This window comes from Agrobacterium sp. LMR679 (assembly GCF_027157905.1).
GTDB classification, from domain to species: domain Bacteria; phylum Pseudomonadota; class Alphaproteobacteria; order Rhizobiales; family Rhizobiaceae; genus Agrobacterium; species Agrobacterium leguminum.
In genome coordinates, this window is the sequence record NZ_JAPVOJ010000002.1 from 2,206,186 (window position 1) to 2,224,279 (window position 18,094).

Below are 18,094 nucleotides of genomic sequence, written 5' to 3' on the forward strand. Positions count from 1 at the left end.
TGTGTCTTTTTGTGGAACAAGCTGTCGGTTTCATGACGCGATTTCGCATTCCACAAAAATGCCTTTCCTTTAACGGCTGTAGGCCTTTAAAGAATGCGGGGTTGCGCCCGGGGCCGAAAAGGCCATGATCATGCGCATCGTGCAAGTCGTAGAAGAAGAGCAGGAAAACATGTCCGCCAAATTCGATATTTCTTTCGCCAATTCCGCCGCGCTTGAAAACGCGCTCGCCGTTGTGCTGCAGGCTTCGGGTGAGGCGCAGGCCGTCGCCGGCGCCTCCGAGGCCGATCCGGGCGGTGTGATCGAAAGGGCGGCGAAGATTTCGGGCTTTTCCGCAAAGTCCATGACGACGCTCGACGTGATCGCCCCGCAGGGTTCCGCCGCCGACCGGCTGCTTGTCATCGGCCTGGGCAAACCGTCGAAGCTGGTCGCCCATGACTGGCTGCGGGCCGGCGGCACCGCCGCCGCCAGTTTCAAGAAGGCGGACAGGGTCGTCATCTATCTCGATGCGCCGGGCATAGAGGTCGGTGCGCAGGCGGCTGCGGATTTCGCGCTTGGCCTGCTGCTGCGCGCCTATAGCTTCGATACCTACAAGACCAAGAAAAAGTCCGACGAAGAGAGGACGCCGAAGAAGGTGGAGATCGTCATCGTTACGGCCGCCCATCAGGAAGCGGAAAAGGCTTTTGCCGTCTCCGAGGCCGTTGCGGGCGGTGTTACCCTGGCGCGCGATCTCGTCAACCTGCCGCCGAATGCTCTCGGCCCCGTCGAATTTGCAGAGAAGGCGGAGGAGCTGCGCAAGCTCGGCGTCGAGGTGGAAGTCCTCGGCGAGAAGGAGCTGAAGAAGCTCGGAATGAATGCGCTTCTCGGCGTGGCGCAGGGGTCGGCGCGCCCGCCCAGACTTGCGGTGATGCAGTGGAACGGCGGCAACAAGAAGGATGAACCGATTGCCTTCGTCGGCAAGGGCGTCGTTTTCGATACCGGCGGCATTTCGCTGAAGCCCGGCCTCAATATGGAGGACATGAAGGGCGACATGGGCGGGGCCGCCGCCGTGACCGGCCTGATGCATGCGCTCGCCGCCCGCAAGGCCAGGGCGAATGTGATCGGCGTCATCGGCCTCGTGGAAAACATGCCTGACGGCAACGCCCAGCGTCCGGGCGATATCGTCACCTCCATGTCCGGCCAGACCATCGAGATCATCAATACCGATGCCGAAGGCCGGCTGGTTCTGGCCGATGCGCTCTGGTACACCAAGGATCGCTTCAACCCGAAATTCATGGTGAACCTCGCCACGCTGACGGGCGCGATCACGGTGGCGCTCGGCAATCTGCAGGCCGGCCTTTTCTCCAATGACGACGAGCTTGCGGCGCGTCTTGCGCAGGCGGGCGATGTGACGGCCGAAAAACTGTGGCGCATGCCGCTCGGCAAGGATTACGACAAGATCATCGATTCCAAATTCGCCGACATGAAGAACAGCTCGGGCCGTCTGGCGGGCTCCGTCACCGCCGCGCAGTTCCTCAAGCGTTTCGTGGGCGAAACCTCCTGGGCGCATCTCGATATCGCCGGCACCGCGATGGGTTCGCCGCTGACCGAGATCAACCAGTCATGGGGATCGGGCTACGGCGTCAGGCTGCTGAACGAACTCGTTCGTGCCCATTACGAAGATTGAAGCGAGCGGAGCGGCACGTCTGCGGATGACTGAAATTCTGTTTTACCATCTGACGGAATCGAAGCTGGAGGATGCGTTGCCGCCCTTGCTCGAGAAATCGCTGGAACGCGGCTGGAAAGTCGCGATCCAGACGGTGGGCGAGGAGCGCCGTGATTTCCTCGACACGCATCTGTGGACCTTTCGTGACGACAGTTTCCTGCCGCACGCCACCGATACTTCGCCCGCACCGCAAAACCAGCCGATTCTCCTGACGGCGTCCGACGAGAACGCCAATGCGGCAAGTGTCCGCTTTCTCGTCGATGGCGCCGAGCCGCCGGCGGTCGAGGCTTATGAACGTATCGTATTCATGTTCGACGGATACGATGCCTACCAGCTCGAAATGGCGCGGAATCACTGGAAAAGACTGAAAACAGAGGGACATTCCCTGACCTACTGGCAGCAGTCGCCTGAGGGCCGCTGGCAGAAGAAGGCCTGATCGCACCGCCGATTGGGCATCCCCACGATTGGTTCCATACGCAAACAGACCGGCAAAAATTCGCACGTGGCGTCAATTGCCGGTTTTTGCATTATGCGCCCGAAGGAAAGCTCCGAAACAGGCGTGGGCTTTCGTGGGGCGGGTCATTTGATCCGGTCAAAGGCGGGCGCCGCAGACGAAACAGCAGAAGGACATGAGCATGGGGCAGGCGATTTCACGGCCGGACGGGGAAATGGAGCGTCTGGTCGCGGTGCGGTCGATCATGTCTTTCAAGAATGCCGAAATGCCGGAACTGAAGGTGCTGTCGCAATTGGGGCAGGGCGTTTTCGGTGTGCCCCGGGCGGCCGTCCATATCATTGACGAGGACTGGCTTCACATCGCCGAACAGGCGGGAATGGAGCTCTCGGAATGCCCGCGTGATCTTTCGATCTGCAACCGGGTCATTACCAGGCAGGATGTGGTGGTCATCTCCGATCTGACCGCGCATCCGGATTTCCGTTTCATGCCCTATGTAAAGGGCGGGCCGGAATTGCGTTCCTATGCCGGTGCGCCGATCGAGCTGGAGCCGGGCCTCATCGTCGGCGCTTTCTGCCTGGTCGATACGGCGCCGAGAAAATTCTCCGTTACGGAAATCGACAGCCTAAGGCGTTTTGCGTTGCTGGCTGCCGCGCTTTTACGGCTTCAGAAGGCCAATTTCACCATGAGTCTGGCGGAACGCGAATTGCGGGATGCGGCCATGACCGATCCGTTGACCGGTTTTTATAATCGCAAGGCTCTGGAAGCGATTGTCGATAACCAGCTTGGCGCGGCCCTGCGTGCAAACGAGGCCTTCGGTGTCCTTTATCTCGATCTGGATGGTTTCAAGACGATCAATGATACTTTCGGCCATCCGGCGGGTGACCGTGTTCTGACCGAAGCTGCGGGACGCATCCGCAATGCGGTCCGCGGCGAGGATATCGTGGTGCGCATGGGCGGCGATGAATTCGCTATTTTCATACCCCGGCCGGGCACCGCCGAGGTGCTGAACGGACAGGCGGATCAGCTGCTTGCCGCCTTTCGCAAACCTTTCGATGTCGACGGGCAGGAGGTCAGCGCCCGTCTCAGCATAGGTGGCGCACTTGCCCCGCAGGCTGGTGCGGACCGCGCGACGCTTCTGCGGAGTGTCGACGAAGCGCTGTATCAGGCCAAAAAATCAGGGCGCGACCGTTTCGTCAGCCGCGCCCTTTGAGGCATTGTCCTTCGGGAAGCGTTTCTGCCTCTCAGTCGTAGAAGGAATCTACGAATTTGTGGCGGCCGAGCAGGAAGGCGTCGGCTACGTGGGTCAGCGGCGCGAGATCGACATCGGAACGGCCAGCCTTGATGATTTCCGAGAAACGCTCGTAAAGGGCAGGATATTCCCGCTCCGGCTGTGAGAGTTTTTCTTCGCCATTGATGGCAAGCTTTGCGCCGCCTTCCGAAAGCACCATCCGTCCCGATGCCGTCTCGGCAACGATATCCCAGCTCTGCTTGCCGGTCTGGCGCCAGTCGAATTCGGCATGGACGGGCGTTTTCGTCACATCGGAAAAATGCAGGTCGGCGGCGATCGGGGCGTCGCGGTTTTCCGGGAATTCGAGCGTGGCCTTGGTCAGGAACAGCGCGCGCGGCAGGATATGGGTGATGATCGAAAGCGCGTTGATGCCGGGGTCGAACACGCCGAGACCGCCCGCCTGCCAGATCCAGGCCTGGTTCGGGTGCCAGTGGCGCACGTCCTCTTTCCAGATGACATGCACGCTGTCGATTTTCGTGGAAGCCAGGAACGCCTTCGCAGCCTCGACCGCCGGCGCATAACGCGAATGCCAGCTTGCAAACAGCGAAAGGCCCTTCTTGTCCGCCAGCCGGATGAGATCCTGCACTTCCGAAAGGGTAGCGCCCGGCGGCTTTTCGAGGAAGACGTGCTTGCCGGCATTCAGCGCCGAATAAGCCGCCTCGTAACGATATTGCGGCGGCATGCACAGCGATACCGCATCGATATCGGGCACAGCCTCCAGCATGGCCTCGATGGTGCCATAGGAAGCGACGCCGTCCACAGTGCCGTGGCGGCTTGCGGTGCAGATCAATTCAAAATCCGGATTGCCTGCAATGGCGGGAAGATGCTGGTCGCGAACGATTTTGCCGACGCCGACGATGGCAAGCTTGGTGGCTGACATGAAGTGGAACCCGTGTGAGTGCTGCAGGGGATAAAGTGTGATTTTTACAAGTTTTTAGCAGAAACGACCGAAGGAGCAAGGTGATCGTTTCCACGCCGCGCGTCTTTTTTCAAACTGTAATGTCATAACAAAATTTTGGTATGTACATTCGTGGGTTGGGTAGCATTTGAGAATAGAAACTATTTTCTGAATTTTAAAGTGTTGTTTTTTGTGAATAAGCAGTTTTAATGTCGATTTTTTCCGGTATATTCGCAGAATATTCGTATTAATTTTAGATTTCGCTTTAATAGATTTTTTAAGAGCAGGTGCATGGCGGTTTTACTTGAAGATGGTCGTTCGTCTGGCTCCGTTCGCAAAGTCGATGACAGCAGCCATCCATTCAATGCACATGCATTGGTTTTCGGTGTCATGAGCTGGCCGTATGCTGCCCGTCGCTATGCCCGGTTCGCGGGCTGCTTCGGCATTCCGGTTCCCGATGACGGCAGGGAAATCACATAGGGGATGGTGAACCGGGCCGATGCGGCGCTTTGGAAGGCGAAGCACCGTGGCCGGTGCTGGCCTCCGTGTATATGGGGCCAATTGTCGGGGGTCAGCGAAGCTTTACAGCGTCGAAGCCGCAATGGCGGCATAGGACACTGAAGGCCTGGTGATTGTGTTATAAATTCTGTCCTGCACGAAGCAGGATTTGTGAAGGCCATATGCCGGAATGCCGGCGCCAGAACAAATAATAATCGGGGAATGCAGATGATGGAATTGATCGCCGCACAAGCGGCAGCATCGGCTGCCGAACTTCCGTTTCTGCTGCTTCAGGCGGCTGCTGTCGTTGGCATGGTGTCTGTGCTGATCCTTCTGCGGCGAAACATCGCCCTCGAGGATCCACGCTATAAAATCTATTACGGCATCGTGTTCGGGGCGACTGGCTTTCTGCTGACATTGCTGGTTTCCGAATTCATCAAGCTGCCCTCCAAACCCTATATCCGCTCCGACCTGCTGTTTCTGGCCGGGGTGCTGGGATCCTGGCAGGGCGGGCTGATCAGCCTTGCCCTCGTGGCGGCCGGGCGTTTCGTGTTCGGCGGTCCCGTGCTGTTTTTTGCGGCCCTGCAGGACATGGTCGTCATTTCGGCCTGCGGCATCATCATGTATGGCTGGATGCGCAAGCGCCGCCTCGCCGATCTGGGAATTCGGGATATCCTTACTGTCTTCGCGGTCAGGTTCATTGCCGTGCTGCTTGCGATCTCTGTCTCATTCGCGCTCGGGCTGGTCGACCAGACGCTGTTTTTGAGCGCAATAGGCCGCCGAACCCTGGGCGCGGTCGCCGTCGGCCTGCCGATGATCGTCTGCCTGTTCATCCTGCTGCGCAGCGAGGCGCGGGCGCGGGAAGAGACAAGGAAACGCGAGGTGGCGGCGCGGACGGATTCATTGACCGGCCTGCCCAACAGACGCGCCCTCAAGGACCATATCGAAGCGGCGATGCGGCAGGAGCCGGCCGTTCCGCACGCCCTCATTCTGATCGAGATCGTCAATATTGCCGATGTCGCCGCCTGCGAGGGCGAGGACTGGAGCGATCTTTTCTGGCCGAGGTTGGCGCGGGAAATCTGCGACCGGGAAGACGGCTTATTGTGCAGATCCAATACGCCCTGCAGCTTCATGTTCGGCGATACGACACTTGCGGTCGTCATGCGGGGGATTTCGCTGGAGAAGTCCGAAAGTGCGAAACTCATGATGCATCTGCATGACGGGTTGAGCGCATTTTGCCGCTCGGCGGAGGCGGGGCCGGTGCCGCATCTCAAGATCGGTGCGGCGAATCTGGACAGGCTTTCCCGGCAGAACGTCGCCTCCTTCCTCAGGCACCTCAGCCTCGCGCTGAAGGGAAGCGATCATCCGGTGCAGATTTTCCCCTTCTCCTTTGCCGAAAAAGCGACACGGGACGAGGCCGTGCGGCAGATGCTGGTCAACTGGATCAAATCCGGCACGCCGCCCATTTGTTACCAGCCGAAATACGAAATGCGCAATCGCCGCATGATCGGCGCCGAAGCGCTCCTGCGCGCGGTCGATGCGCGGGGGCAGGCGCTTTCGCCCTATTATGTGCTGGAGATCGCCGAACGCCATCGGCTGCTGGTGGAATTCGAATGGTCGACGATCGAAGCCGTCGTGCGCGATCTTCGCGACCTGCACGGCCTCGATGCGGATTTTCATCTGGCGGTGAATATTTCCGCTTCGTCTTTTGCGAGTGCGCATTTCGCAGACCGGGTCGTGGTGTTGCTGCACGAAATGGCAGTGCCGGCGCATCGCCTCTCGATCGAAGTGACGGAGATGAGCAGGATACCGACCACCGATGTCGTGCAGCAGAATTTCGATACGCTGATTGCCGCGGGCATCCGGCTGGCGCTCGATGATTTCGGCACCGGTTATGCGGCCCTCACTTTGCTTGCGCGGTTCCCGTTCGAAGAGGTCAAGATCGACCACTGGATGACGTCGAGGCTCGACCAGTCGCGGTTCAGGGACGCCATCGCGCTCGCCTTCGAGAGTGCGGAGCGTTACGGCGCAAAGCTGGTAACGGAAGGTATAGAAACGGAAGAGCAGAGCCGGCTTCTCATGCAGATGGGCATACGCTTCGGGCAGGGCTATCTTTATTCCCCCGCCGTGCCGCTCGACCGATTGCAGGCCCGCAGGGCGTGCGCCTAGCGCGGCGGCCAAGCACGGTCAGGGGCAAATTCGGCGACCGCTGCATTGAATGTTTTCCCGGTCTGTGCTGAGAAACGCCTTTGATGAGCGAATGTTATGACCCTTTTTGCAGGTCATGCGGGCGAGCCGATGCTGGAAAACAACGATGCATGGAACGAGGTGCCCGGAAAGCCGGCCGAGCACCTGCCGAATGAGGCGGCCAGGGGCGCGGACAGCGCCGGCCGCTCGCTTCGCGCAGCCGCCCATGCCGTATCAGGCGACAGACACACGACGGACAATCCGCGGCCGCTGACAGGATGGAGTTTTCTCAGCCTGTTTCTGGCCTGGGCATTGCTCATGGCGGCCGTCATTTCCGCTCTGGCGGCTTATCAATATGTCAGCCTGCTCGGCGAGCTGGGGCGGCAAAGTGATGCGTTGCAGGCCGAGGCATCCCGCCGGGCCGATCAGCATGATGCCCATGTGACGGCGCTTTCGGCGGTGGCCCAGGCGGAGCAGGGGGCGGATTACGGCCTGTTGCTCGATGTCGCGGCACCCATTCTGCAATTTTACCCGCGCATCGACGAGGTTCAGTTGGTTTCCCTCGATGAGGCGGGGCCTGTTATCGGCACCCGGCCGCTGGAAAACGAGCTGGCAGCAGCGATCCGCAGGGCGGCGTCAGTCTTTACCGGACGGCCCGCCCTGGTGGCGAGCGATCTCAGGCCCGGCCACTACATGATCGTCAAGCGCAGCCCCAATAGCGAGACGGCCTCGAAAGTACTGGTGCTTGCCGTCGATGCCGCGCGGCTTCTGGCGTCCGATGCTCCGTTCTGGTCGGCGAAACAGGCGGTGATCCGCCTCAAAATGCCTGACGGTACAGTCCTGTTCGGTCCGCCCTCTCTACCGGAAGCGCCGCAATATGTCCGGCAGCTGAGCAGCGCCACCCAGCCGCTCATGCTTGAGGTCGCGCTCTCGATCACCTGGCGCGATCTCTTGCCGGGCCGGGCCCTGTTGGCGGGCATGGCTGGGGCGAGCATCGTTTTCCTGCTCGGCACCGTCATGGCAAGACAGAGGACGCGTATGCGCGCCGCCGAAAGACGGGCCGAGCTGAGCGGCATGGAGGCGAGGCTCACCCATGCTTCGCGGGTCAATGCCCTCGGAGAGATGGCAAGCGGCCTTGCCCATGAACTGACCCAGCCTCTGACGGCGATATTGGCGCAGGCGCAGGCCGGGCGGCGGCTGCTTGCCCGTCAGGATGTCGCGGCCCTTTCCGGTGCCCTCGACGATATGATCGATCAGGCGCGATGCGCCGCCAATATGCTCGACCGGTTTCGCAACTGGTCGCTGCCGCACCGCCAGCCGGTGGCGGCGCATGATCTGCGTGCCGCTCTGCGCAACGTCGATGCGCTGCTTGCCGGGCGAAGCGGCCCGGCATGAGGCCAGCATCGACATCGAGATGCCTGATGCTCCGCTCCTGGTGCGGGTCGATCCCGTTGAAATAGAGCAGGTCATGTTCAATCTGCTGCGCAACGCGCTCGATGCGCTCACTGCCATCGAAGGCAGACGCGCGATTACCGCCAGATTAAGCCGGAGCGGTGATTTCGCCCTTCTCGAAGTTGCCGATAACGGCCCCGGTGTCGCACCCGGCCTGCGCGACCGGCTGTTTACGCCCTTTGCCACCACGAAAACGAACGGCATGGGGCTGGGACTTGCCCTCAGCCAGCGGCTGGTGGAGCGCGCAGGCGGCGAAATCCGCTATATCGAGGGTGAGAATGGGGCGCTTTTCCGCGTTGTCCTGCCGATTGCAGCGGAGGCGCAGAACCCATGACGCTGCCCGTCTATCTCGTCGATGACGATGACGCCGTGCGCAAGGCGCTGATCCTGCTTCTGTCCACCGTCGGCATCAAGGCGAAGGGCTTTGCCGATCCGGTGGTATTTCTCGGCCAGCTATCCGGGCTCGAACCGGGTTGCCTGATCTTCGATATCCGCATGCCGGCCATTACCGGATTGAAACTGCAGGAAAAGCTGACGGAAGAGGGGATCGACTGGCCTGTCATCATCATTTCCGGTCACGGCAATATCGAAGCCTGCCGCAGGGCCTTTCACAATGGCGCGGTGGATTTTCTCTCCAAGCCCATAGATGAGCAGGATCTCATCGACGCGATCCAGAAGGCGCATCGGATATTGGCCCGCACGCTCGATGCAAAAGCGCTGCACGCGGAAACGATGGCGCTTTTGTCGCTGCTGACCGCACGGGAGAGGGAGATACTCGAACGCATCGCCCTCGGTTTTACCACGCGCCAGATCGCAGACGGGCTTGGCCTGTCGCCGCGCACGGTGGACAGCCATCGCGCCGCCATCGGTCTCAAGCTCGGCACCACCTCGCAGGCGGAAATGACAAGGCTCTGGCTGGAAGCCGGCGCGGATCGGTAGAACTACCGAGCCGCCGGCAAGTCTTACGGATTCGCTATGGAACGCCGTCCGCTTAAGCTGCAGTCCTCATCAAGCAAGAGGACCTCTCAATGATCCGCACCCTTCTCATCGCTTCCGCCCTGATCGCTCCTTCGGCCGCATTGGCGCAGACGCTGCCGACCGCGCCCTATCTGCCGCTCGAAATGGCGGAAAAGGCGGCCAAGGCTGCGCTTCAGGCCTGCTCGACCAAGGGCAACGCCGTCACCGTTGCCATCGTCACCCGCGACGGCGCCACCAAGACGGTGTTGAAGGCGGACGGCTCCGGCCCGCACACGGTCTCCAGCGCAACCGGCAAGGCCTTTGCTGCCGCATCGCTCGGTCGCGACACCGGCGAAATTGCCGAATTCGTCGCCTCCAAGCCCGCCAATGAAGGGCTGCGCACCATGGATGACCGTCTGGTCGTTCAGGCTGGCGGTCTGCCCATCAAGATCGGCGAAGCGCTGGTCGGCGGCATCGGTGTCGGCGGCGCGCCGTCGGGCGCGATCGACACCGAATGCGCCCGTGAAGGCCTCAACGCCATCGGCGCGAAGTAAGATTGTCAATAAGGTCCGGCGGCTTCATGGGAGGTCGCCGTATGCCTTGGGTTGTCCATCTCCGTCATTCCGGCTCAAGGCCGGAATGACGGAGATGGGTTTCCCTTCACAAGGTGCCGAAAACCACGTCACCGCCGCGCATCACCCCGCCATTGCTTCCTCATACTCGCTGGAAAGCAGCAGCCATTGCTCCTCCGCGTCGGAAAGTTTGCTGGCGGCCTCACCGCGTTCTTTCACTTTCTGCGCGGCCTTGGCGGGGGCTTTTTCATATAGGGCAGGGTCGGCAAGTTCCGTGTCGAGCGACTGAATCAGTTTCTCAAGCTTTGCCGTCAGGGATCCGATTTCGTTGATCTTTTTCTTGAGCGGCGCAAGCTGGGCGCGCTTTTCCGCACTGGCCTTGCGCTGATCTGCCTTTGAGGCCTGATCGGCCGCGGCGTCGGTCTTGTCTTCCTTTTTCTTACCGGAGGAAACGACGAGATCGCGATATTCCTCCATGTCGCCTTCGAAGGTCTTGACCGTGCCGTCAGCCACCAGCCACAGCCTGTCCACTGTCGCCTCGATGAGATGGCGGTCGTGCGAGATGAGGATGACCGCGCCGCTGTAATCGTTCAGCGCCTCGATCAGCGCACGGCGGCTGTCGATATCGAGATGGTTGGTCGGTTCGTCGAGGATGAGCAGGTTCGGCGCATGGAAGGCCGCAAGTCCCATCAGGAGCCGGGCCTTTTCGCCACCGGAAAGGTCCTTTGCCGCCGTCGCCATCTTTTCCGTCGCGAGACCCATCTGCGCCACGCGGGAGCGCACCTGCGCCTCCGGGGCCAGCGGCATCAGTTTGCGTACATGTTCGACCGGCGTTTCATCCGGCACGAGGTCATCGAGCTGATGCTGCGCGAAGAAACCGATCTTCAGGCCAGGGGCGACGCGAAGATCGCCCGCCTGCGGCGCAAGCCGGCCGGAGATGAATTTCGCGAAGGTGGATTTGCCGTTGCCGTTGGAACCGAGCAGCGCAATGCGGTCGTCATTGTCGATCCTGAGATTGAGCTGCTTCAGGATCGATTTGCCCGGCTCGTAACCCACAGCGCCGCCATTGATGGCGACGATGGGGGAGGCGGGCTGCTTTTCCGGCTCCGGGAAGGTGATCGGCTGGACGTGATCCTCGATCACGGCGGCGACGGTGCCCATGCGCTCCAGCGCCTTGATGCGGCTCTGCGCCTGCCGCGCCTTGGTGGCCTTGGCGCGGAAACGGTCGATGAAGCTTTGCAGGTGCTTGCGCGCGGCATCGTTTTTCGCCTTCGCCTTCATCTGCAATTCGTCGGCCTCGGCCTTCTGCCGCTCGAACTGGTCGTAACCGCCGCGATAGAAGGTCAGCTTCTTCTGGTCCAGATGCACGATGGAGTTGACGGCATTGTTGAGAAGATCGCGGTCGTGGCTGATGATGATGACGGTGTGCGGATAACGCCGGATATAATCCTCCAACCAGAGCGTGCCTTCGAGGTCGAGATAGTTGGTCGGCTCATCGAGCAGCAGCAGGTCGGGCTCTGCGAACAGCACGGAGGCGAGCGCCACGCGCATGCGCCAGCCGCCGGAAAAGGAGGAGGCCGGGCGAAGCTGCGCCTCGTGATCGAAACCGAGACCGGCAAGAATGCTGGAGGCGCGCGCTTCCGCCGAATGGGCGTCGATATCGACAAGCCGCACCTGGATTTCCGCGATACGGTGCGGATCGGTCGCGGTTTCCGCCTCGGCCAGAAGCGCGCTGCGCTCCTTGTCGGCCGAAAGCACGATGGAAATCAGCGATTCTTCGGTACCCGGCGCTTCCTGCGCCACCTGGCCGATGCGTGCCTGTTTCGGGATTGTCACCGAACCGCTTTCCGCCGAGAAATCGCCGGTGATGACCCGGAACAGGGTGGATTTGCCGGCGCCGTTGCGGCCGACAAGGCCCGCCTTCACACCGGCGGGAAGCGTCACGCTGGCATGGTCGAGAAGCAGACGCCCGGCGATACGGGCGGAAAGATCGGTAATCGTAATCATGGCGCCGTTTTGGCCGAACTGTCTGGCCAAGGCAAGAGCGCCCGCGCCACATCGGGCGAGATTAAACTGTCAATCGCCGAGCTGCGCCAGATAGCTGCTGCGGCTATGCTGCGCCACCTCCCGCGAATAACCGACGACGCAGTTGCGCGTGCCGCAGCGGGCCGAAAGCAGAGCGAGTTCGGCATGGCTGAAAAACTCGGCCGGCGTCGCGGTTCCATCCACTTCCGCGACGCCGATCGACACGGTCAGATGTTCGCCATCGCCGCCAGTGGTCGCGAAGCGCAATGCCTCCACGCTCTGCCGCAACCGCTCGGCAATGGCCTCGGCCGTGTTTTGCGGCACGCCTGCAAACAGAAAGGCAAACTCATCACCCCCGATGCGAGCGACGAAATCGTCCTTCTTGATGGTCTTGCGAAACAGGGCGGCGAGACGTCGCAACGCCTTGTTGCCGGCAGACGAGCCATATTTGCCGTTGATTTCGCGGAAATGGTCAATATCCAGCAGCACCAGCGAGGTGGCTGAGGCCGCCCGGTCCCGTGCAAAAAGAGCGCCAAGCTTTTCGAGAAAGGCGGCCCGGTTTGGCAGGGCCGTCAGCGCATCGCGAAGCGAGGCGGCCTGAAGCTCCGCGCGGTTTCTTTCAACCTCGCGGATTTTCACCAGCCCCATGGCGATGAAATGCCGAAGGCTCGTCTGTTCTTCATGGATATCGCCCAGCAACTCCACGAAGCGCTCCGTTGCGGGCGGCTCGCCATCCTCATCCTGCTCAAGGCTGGCCAGGAAAGTCTGGGTACGCTGAAGGCTTGCATCCAGGCGCGCGGAAATCTGCGTCAGTGTATCGAAGGCCTCGCTTGCCATCTGTTCGGCTTCGATGCGCGAAAAGCCGGGCAGATTGTGCCGCTGGCCTATGAGGTCGATTTCATGCTGCTGCGGCGCATTGCCGAGCGCGAGAATGTCACGGCCCATGGCCGGATTGTGTCCGGACAATATTTCATAGATCAATTCATAATTGCGCGGCAAAGGTGCAATGTTCATCTTGGCGATGAACTGCGTGATCTTGGTAACGACAAGAGCGCTTCTTGCCTGTTCGCGTTTTTTATCGCCCGCCGATGTCGTCACTGACAGCCCCAATAGCAATGGATTATTATGAATGGACCGGCGATAACCGATTGTTGAACGGCGTTATTCTTACAAGCGACGGTTTAAAATAGAATAAATCCACAAAGAAATTTGCCGTCACGAAGCATAAATTCCGCGTTGTGGAAGGCGGGTGTGCCTGAGGCGTTCCTTGATCGATAATATGACAAATCCTGATTTGATTTCGGGCGGCGACCGTTTTTATATCGCTCCATCGATGTTGCAGAAGAGGGGCAGCCCATGACGACTTCCAGAACGCTCTATTCGCTATGCGGAAGCGATACTTCCCGGCCATTTTCTCCCCATTGCTGGAAAACCGTGCTTTCGCTGGCGCATAAGGGGCTGGATTTCGAGGAACGGCCTTTACCCTTCACGGTGATCCCGACGGTGGAGGACGGGTTTTCGAAGACCGTGCCGATCCTGCGCGACGGCGACGAGCTGGTGAGCGACAGTTTTGAAATCGCGCTTTACTTGGACGAAGCCTATCCGGAGCGCCCGTCGCTGTTCAACGGCGAGGGCGGCAAGGCCATGGCCCGTTTCGTAGAAAGCTGGTCTCAGACGGTGCTTCACCCGGCCATCGTGCGTATTGCCGTGCTCGATATCCACAATATGCTGGACGAGCCGGACCGCCGTTATTTCCGCGACAGCCGCACGAAAGCGCTCGGCCGTCCGCTGGAGGATGTGGTGGCGAACCGCGAGGCGGAAATCGCAGCCTTTCCGGCATTGCTTGCGCCGATCCGGCGTATGTTGAGCTTTCAGCCTTTCATCGGCGGCACATCGCCGCTCTTTGCGGATTACATCGTGTTCGGCGCGCTGCAATGGGCGCGGATCACCACCGGGGCGGATTTGTTCGCCGATAACGACCCCGTGCGGGACTGGTTCGAAGGCTGCCTCGATCTCTACGATGCGAGAGGCCGCAGTGTGACAGCGGCGTGAAATGTCTGGCATCATCGTCGCAATCTCGTCGATCCCCCTTGTTTTCGGGCCTTTGGGCGGGTAAAGACCGCCCACTTTCTCTGAAGGAAAAGGAAACGGACATATGGCGATTGAACGCACATTTTCGATGATCAAGCCGGACGCAACCAAGCGTAACCTGACGGGCGCGATCACCAAGGTATTTGAAGACAACGGCCTGCGCGTCGTCGCCTCCAAGCGCGTCTGGATGAGCAAGCGCGAAGCCGAAGGCTTCTACGCCGTTCACAAAGAGCGTCCCTTCTTCGGCGAACTCGTTGAAGGCATGACTTCCGGCCCGACCATCGTTCAGGTTCTGGAAGGCGAAAACGCCATCCTCAAGAACCGCGAAATCATGGGCGCCACCAACCCGGCCCAGGCCGCTGAAGGCACCATCCGCAAGACCTTCGCGCTCTCCATCGGCGAAAACTCCGTTCACGGTTCCGACGCCCCGGAAACCGCCGCACAGGAAATCGCCTACTGGTTCGCCGAAACCGAAATCGTCGGCTGATTCAAAATCTCAACGGCTTGAATCGCTGTTGCAGGCGATTGCACGAAGCTGCTGAAAAGACTCGAAGAAACGGAGCCGAAAGGCTCCGTTTTTTTGTTTTAGGACGCCGGACACCCCTGAACCGGTCGCATATCCGTCGTGCCATCGGGTCTGAACACTTCCGGATTGGGCGTATAAAGCGGGCCGACCACCAGCGGCTTGGCGGGAAGAAGCGACTGGTCGGTGTCCGAGCGGATCGTGGTTTCGATGGTCTGGAGAATGTCGCCTTCCGGCCCCTTGATGCGGATGGTGACCTTGTAGGGCTTGTCCTGCTTCACGCATTCCACCGGTGGGCTCTGAACCGTGATCTTTTCGTCTTTCGGGAAAATCTTCTCGCGGCTGGTGAGGTCTGGACCGCCGCGCGGGTTTTCGAACGTCGCTTCCACCGTGCTGCCATCGCGAACGGGGGCGATGCGCTGAAGCGTCACCAGATAGGTGGCGATAGCGACGCGATAATTGAAAACGAACATCCGACCGGAAACCTTGGCCACTTCGCGCGGTTCGTCCCGCTGGCATCCGGAAAGAGCGAGCATTGCCGCAATCGCCAGCAAGGGGAGGGCAATTCTTCTCATGATCGCACTTCCTTCTTCCGGTGATAGTGCCGGCTGGCTTTCTGCCGGTTGCCGCACACAGCCATATCGCACCAGATACGGCTTCTGTTCTTGCTGCGGTCGATGAAAAGCCAGCCACAATTGCCGCAGATCCGCAGCCGCTCCCGTGTCTCGCCGGCAAGCAGCGAGAGGGCGGAATGGGCGGTGGCGTTGCCGAGGTTTTCGGCAAGCGGAAACGTCCGCAGCGCCGTGCCGCAGGCGAAGAGAAACCCGGCCAGCCTGCCGTCGTCATCGTCGTCGCCGGAAATGGCGGCGCGGAAATAATCGTCGACAGCCTCGCGAAGATCGAGAAAAACCACCTGCTTTTCCGCCTCGGGCGCAATGAGCGTGGGAAACCTGTCACGTTCCGCACCGAGCCTTGTGGCCGCTTCGGCAAAGGCCGCGATCTGCGCCGGCACGGCAAAACGATCGACTGATTTTGCCGCATCCGAGCGCAGGGTCACGCTATTGGCGACATCCAGCGCCAATGCGCCGCCTGCGAAACGATGTTCTGTCCAGCGAAAGGTCATGCTGCACATTATAACTATCAAAATGAGTTTTAACAGTTATAATCATGACGGGAGGACGCGCTTGGCCTATTTCCTGCAACAATTGCTGAATGCCGTGCCGGTCGCCTCGCTCTATGCGGTTCTGGCCTTTGGTTATGCCATCGCCTTTTCGGTCACCAAACGCGCCGATGTCACCTATGGCGCCATATTCGCCTTTGCCGGCCAGACCTGCCTGTTATTTGCCGATTTCGGCTGGAACCGGCTTTGGCTGGTTCTGCCGGCAACATTGGCGCTCGGAGCAGGGGCAGGCCTGTTCGGTGGCCTGTGGGCGGCGGGTTTTGTCGGCAGGGCGGTGATGCGGCCGCTGGCGAAAGCCTCTCCCAATGCGGTGACCGTCGCCTCCGTCGGCGTGCTGATCGCGCTGACCGAAAGCGCGAGGCTGGCCGCCGACACAAGGCAATTATGGCTGCCGCCGCTTTTATCTCAGCCGGTGCGCTTCTGGGCCGGTGGCGGCTTTGCCGTGACCCTGACGCCGATGCAGATGCTGAACACGGCGGCCTTCTGCCTGCTCATTCTCGCAGGGTCGCTTTATCTTGGCCGTTCCGCTTTCGGCAGGCGCTGGAAGGCCGTCTCGGACGATGCTTTCGCCGCCGCTTTATGCGGGGTGAATGCCGGCCGGATATTTCTCGTCTCCTATTGCGCAGCGGGCCTCGTGGCCGCCATCGCCGGCGTGCTGGCCACATTCTATTACGGCACCATGGATTTCGGCGCTGGTCTGGTCTTTGGCCTGAAGGTGGTGCTGATTTCGGCGGCGGGCGGTTATGCCAGTCCGCTCATCTGCGGCCTTGGGGCCGCCGCCGTCGGCTTTGCGGAAACTTTCTGGGTCGGTTACGGACCGGCCGCCTGGCGCGATGCGGTGGTTCTGGCGATGCTGGTCGGCTGGCTGATTGTCATGCGCAGCAGGGTGGGAGCGCCCTGAGTCTGGCCCCTATCGCCACTTGTCCTTGGCCGTATCGTCGGTTGTTTTTGCCGCAACCCAGTCGCCCGCCGAGCCATCCTTGCCATGTTCCTTTTTCCAGAACGGGGCGGATGTCTTGAGATAATCCATCACGAAATTGGCGCCATCGAAGGCGGCCTGTCGGTGCGATGAAGCTGCGATGACGAGGACGATATTTTCGCCGGTGGCGATTTTGCCGTGGCGGTGGATGGCGGTGAGGCCAAGAAGGCCGAAACGCTCCATGGCAAGCTTGGCGATGCGGTTTATTTCCGCCTCCGCCATGCCGGGATAGTGTTCCAGTTCCAGCGCCGCAAGCGTGCCGCCATCATCCCGGCAGAGCCCGGTGAAGGCCACGACCGCGCCGATGCTCCTGTCCCCTTCCGTCAGCCGACGGGTTTCTTCCGCAGCGTCGAAATCCTCTGCCTGCACGCGGACCGTCGGCTGCATCCGGTCATCCCCCCGTCATCGGCGGGAAGATGCCGATCTCGCGCGCGCCGAGGATGCTTTCATCATGCTCGACATGTTCCTGATTGACGGCGACGCGGATCACATTGGGGAATTCGAAGGCGGCTTCATAATTTTCACCGCGCGTCGCAAGCCAGGCGATCAGCTCGCCGGCGGTGGTGACGGAGGAGGGGATGTCCAGCTCTTCCTCGTCCGTGCCGATCTTCTCGCGAACCCAGGCGAAATAAACGATCCGTGTCATCAGTCTTCGTCCACGATGTGCTTCAGGCCAGCCTTGAAGTAATCATAGCCGGTATACATGGTCAGCGCCGCCGCGATCCACAGCAGGGTGATGCCCATTTCGGTCGTGTAGGGCAGCACCTTGTCGCCCGCAGGACCCGCGAGCAGGAAGGCGATGGCGACCATCTGGATTGTGGTCTTCCACTTGGCGATGCGGGTGACGGGAACGCTGACCTTCAGCGCCGCCAGATATTCGCGCAGGCCCGAGACCAGAATTTCACGGCAGAGAATGGTGATGGCCGCCCAGAGCGACCAGCCGGCAATGGTGCCGTCCGCCGCCATCAGAAGCAGCACTGAGGCGACCAGCAGCTTGTCGGCGATCGGGTCCAGCATGCGGCCGATATTCGACGTTTGGTTCCAGATACGCGCCAGATAACCATCGAGGAAATCGGTCAGCGAGGCGATGATGAACAGCCACAATGCCGTCCAGCGCGCGAAATCCGAGCTTTCCAGTTTCCCTTCGATGTAAAAGCACAAAACGATGACAGGAACCGCGAGGATGCGGCCATAGGTGAGTAGGTTGGGAATGCTGTATGCGCGCGAAGCCATGGGAAACCTGTCAGTCTAAGATTAGCTGCCTTGATGCCGCCGCCAGGGCATAGCG

General features: G+C 60.6%; 17 protein-coding genes and 1 pseudogene. 10 read left to right on the forward strand and 8 right to left on the reverse strand.

Going from position 1 to position 18,094, the window contains the following annotated elements; all coding sequences use genetic code 11:
- The first annotated feature begins 169 nt into the window (after positions 1–169).
- The 3 genes from O3W47_RS21450 to O3W47_RS21460 all read left to right on the forward strand — a co-directional run bounded on the left by O3W47_RS21450 (position 170) and on the right by O3W47_RS21460 (position 3,366).
- On the forward strand, positions 170–1,663 hold the full coding sequence (locus O3W47_RS21450; protein ID WP_269314871.1) for a leucyl aminopeptidase: 1,494 nt from the start codon (positions 170–172) through the stop codon (positions 1,661–1,663).
- Between the two features lie 25 nt (positions 1,664–1,688).
- Positions 1,689–2,138 (forward strand): DNA polymerase III subunit chi, encoded by a 450-nt coding sequence (locus tag O3W47_RS21455; protein WP_003520745.1) that lies wholly within the window; start codon positions 1,689–1,691, stop codon positions 2,136–2,138.
- 199 nt (positions 2,139–2,337) lie between these two features.
- Positions 2,338–3,366: a sensor domain-containing diguanylate cyclase gene (locus O3W47_RS21460; RefSeq protein ID WP_080818757.1), complete on the forward strand. Its 1,029-nt coding sequence runs from the start codon at positions 2,338–2,340 to the stop codon at positions 3,364–3,366.
- A gap of 31 nt (positions 3,367–3,397) precedes the next feature.
- On the opposite strand, the gene O3W47_RS21465 is transcribed toward O3W47_RS21460, so the two are convergent.
- Positions 3,398–4,324 carry a Gfo/Idh/MocA family protein gene (locus O3W47_RS21465; RefSeq protein ID WP_269314562.1) on the reverse strand — a complete coding sequence of 309 codons (927 nt, stop codon included), beginning with the start codon at positions 4,322–4,324 and terminating at the stop codon, positions 3,398–3,400.
- A 744-nt stretch (positions 4,325–5,068) separates the two neighbouring features.
- On the opposite strand from O3W47_RS21465, the gene O3W47_RS21470 reads away from it, so the two are divergent.
- The 4 genes and pseudogenes from O3W47_RS21470 (at position 5,069) to O3W47_RS21485 (ending at position 9,990) form a co-directional block, all read left to right on the forward strand.
- A complete protein-coding gene (locus tag O3W47_RS21470; protein ID WP_080818756.1) occupies positions 5,069–7,009 on the forward strand; it encodes an EAL domain-containing protein in 1,941 nt (646 codons plus the stop codon).
- A gap of 96 nt (positions 7,010–7,105) precedes the next feature.
- A pseudogene (locus O3W47_RS21475) lies at positions 7,106–8,813 on the forward strand (sensor histidine kinase).
- Complete coding sequence (locus O3W47_RS21480; protein ID WP_080817271.1) at positions 8,810–9,418, forward strand: response regulator transcription factor; 609 nt, start codon at positions 8,810–8,812, stop codon at positions 9,416–9,418. The pseudogene O3W47_RS21475 and the gene O3W47_RS21480 overlap by 4 nt, the downstream one beginning before the upstream one ends.
- An 89-nt stretch (positions 9,419–9,507) precedes the next feature.
- The gene (locus tag O3W47_RS21485) at positions 9,508–9,990 is read left to right on the forward strand and encodes a GlcG/HbpS family heme-binding protein (RefSeq protein ID WP_080817270.1); all 483 of its coding nucleotides are present in this window, start codon (positions 9,508–9,510) and stop codon (positions 9,988–9,990) included.
- A 141-nt stretch (positions 9,991–10,131) separates the two neighbouring features.
- Here the strand turns inward: O3W47_RS21485 and abc-f are convergent, their stop codons facing one another.
- Together abc-f and O3W47_RS21495 are read right to left on the reverse strand one after the other, a co-directional pair.
- The gene (gene abc-f / locus O3W47_RS21490) at positions 10,132–12,015 is read right to left on the reverse strand and encodes a ribosomal protection-like ABC-F family protein (RefSeq protein WP_269314872.1); all 1,884 of its coding nucleotides are present in this window, start codon (positions 12,013–12,015) and stop codon (positions 10,132–10,134) included.
- Positions 12,016–12,084: 69 nt separating this feature from the next.
- On the reverse strand, positions 12,085–13,131 hold the full coding sequence (locus tag O3W47_RS21495) for a GGDEF domain-containing protein (protein ID WP_164865481.1): 1,047 nt from the start codon (positions 13,129–13,131) through the stop codon (positions 12,085–12,087).
- Positions 13,132–13,389: 258 nt separating this feature from the next.
- On the opposite strand from O3W47_RS21495, the gene O3W47_RS21500 reads away from it, so the two are divergent.
- Positions 13,390–14,085, forward strand: coding sequence for a glutathione S-transferase family protein (locus O3W47_RS21500; protein WP_020813408.1), 696 nt, complete (start codon positions 13,390–13,392; stop codon positions 14,083–14,085).
- A 103-nt stretch (positions 14,086–14,188) separates the two neighbouring features.
- Entirely contained in the window at positions 14,189–14,611 is a 423-nt protein-coding gene (gene ndk, locus O3W47_RS21505) for a nucleoside-diphosphate kinase (RefSeq protein ID WP_003496769.1), read from the forward strand.
- Between the two features lie 98 nt (positions 14,612–14,709).
- On the opposite strand, the gene O3W47_RS21510 is transcribed toward ndk, so the two are convergent.
- Positions 14,710–15,222 carry a lipoprotein gene (locus O3W47_RS21510; protein WP_269314563.1) on the reverse strand — a complete coding sequence of 171 codons (513 nt, stop codon included), beginning with the start codon at positions 15,220–15,222 and terminating at the stop codon, positions 14,710–14,712.
- Entirely contained in the window at positions 15,219–15,779 is a 561-nt protein-coding gene (locus O3W47_RS21515; protein WP_269314564.1) for a CGNR zinc finger domain-containing protein, read from the reverse strand. The genes O3W47_RS21510 and O3W47_RS21515 overlap by 4 nt, the downstream gene beginning before the upstream one ends.
- Before the next feature lie 52 nt (positions 15,780–15,831).
- Here O3W47_RS21515 and O3W47_RS21520 point away from each other — a divergent pair, with 52 nt between their 5' ends.
- The gene (locus tag O3W47_RS21520) at positions 15,832–16,728 is read left to right on the forward strand and encodes a branched-chain amino acid ABC transporter permease (RefSeq protein ID WP_269314565.1); all 897 of its coding nucleotides are present in this window, start codon (positions 15,832–15,834) and stop codon (positions 16,726–16,728) included.
- A gap of 9 nt (positions 16,729–16,737) precedes the next feature.
- On the opposite strand, the gene O3W47_RS21525 is transcribed toward O3W47_RS21520, so the two are convergent.
- The 3 genes from O3W47_RS21525 to pgsA are packed head-to-tail and all read right to left on the reverse strand — an operon-like array spanning position 16,738 to position 18,039.
- A complete protein-coding gene (locus O3W47_RS21525) occupies positions 16,738–17,193 on the reverse strand; it encodes a molybdenum cofactor biosynthesis protein MoaE (RefSeq protein ID WP_137003271.1) in 456 nt (151 codons plus the stop codon).
- Positions 17,194–17,197: 4 nt separating this feature from the next.
- Positions 17,198–17,452 (reverse strand): molybdopterin converting factor subunit 1, encoded by a 255-nt coding sequence (moaD, locus tag O3W47_RS21530; protein ID WP_078054084.1) that lies wholly within the window; start codon positions 17,450–17,452, stop codon positions 17,198–17,200.
- Positions 17,452–18,039, reverse strand: a complete 588-nt coding sequence (gene pgsA, locus O3W47_RS21535; RefSeq protein WP_003520759.1) for a CDP-diacylglycerol--glycerol-3-phosphate 3-phosphatidyltransferase — start codon at positions 18,037–18,039, stop codon at positions 17,452–17,454. The genes moaD and pgsA overlap by 1 nt, the downstream gene beginning before the upstream one ends.
- Positions 18,040–18,094 lie beyond the last annotated feature (55 nt).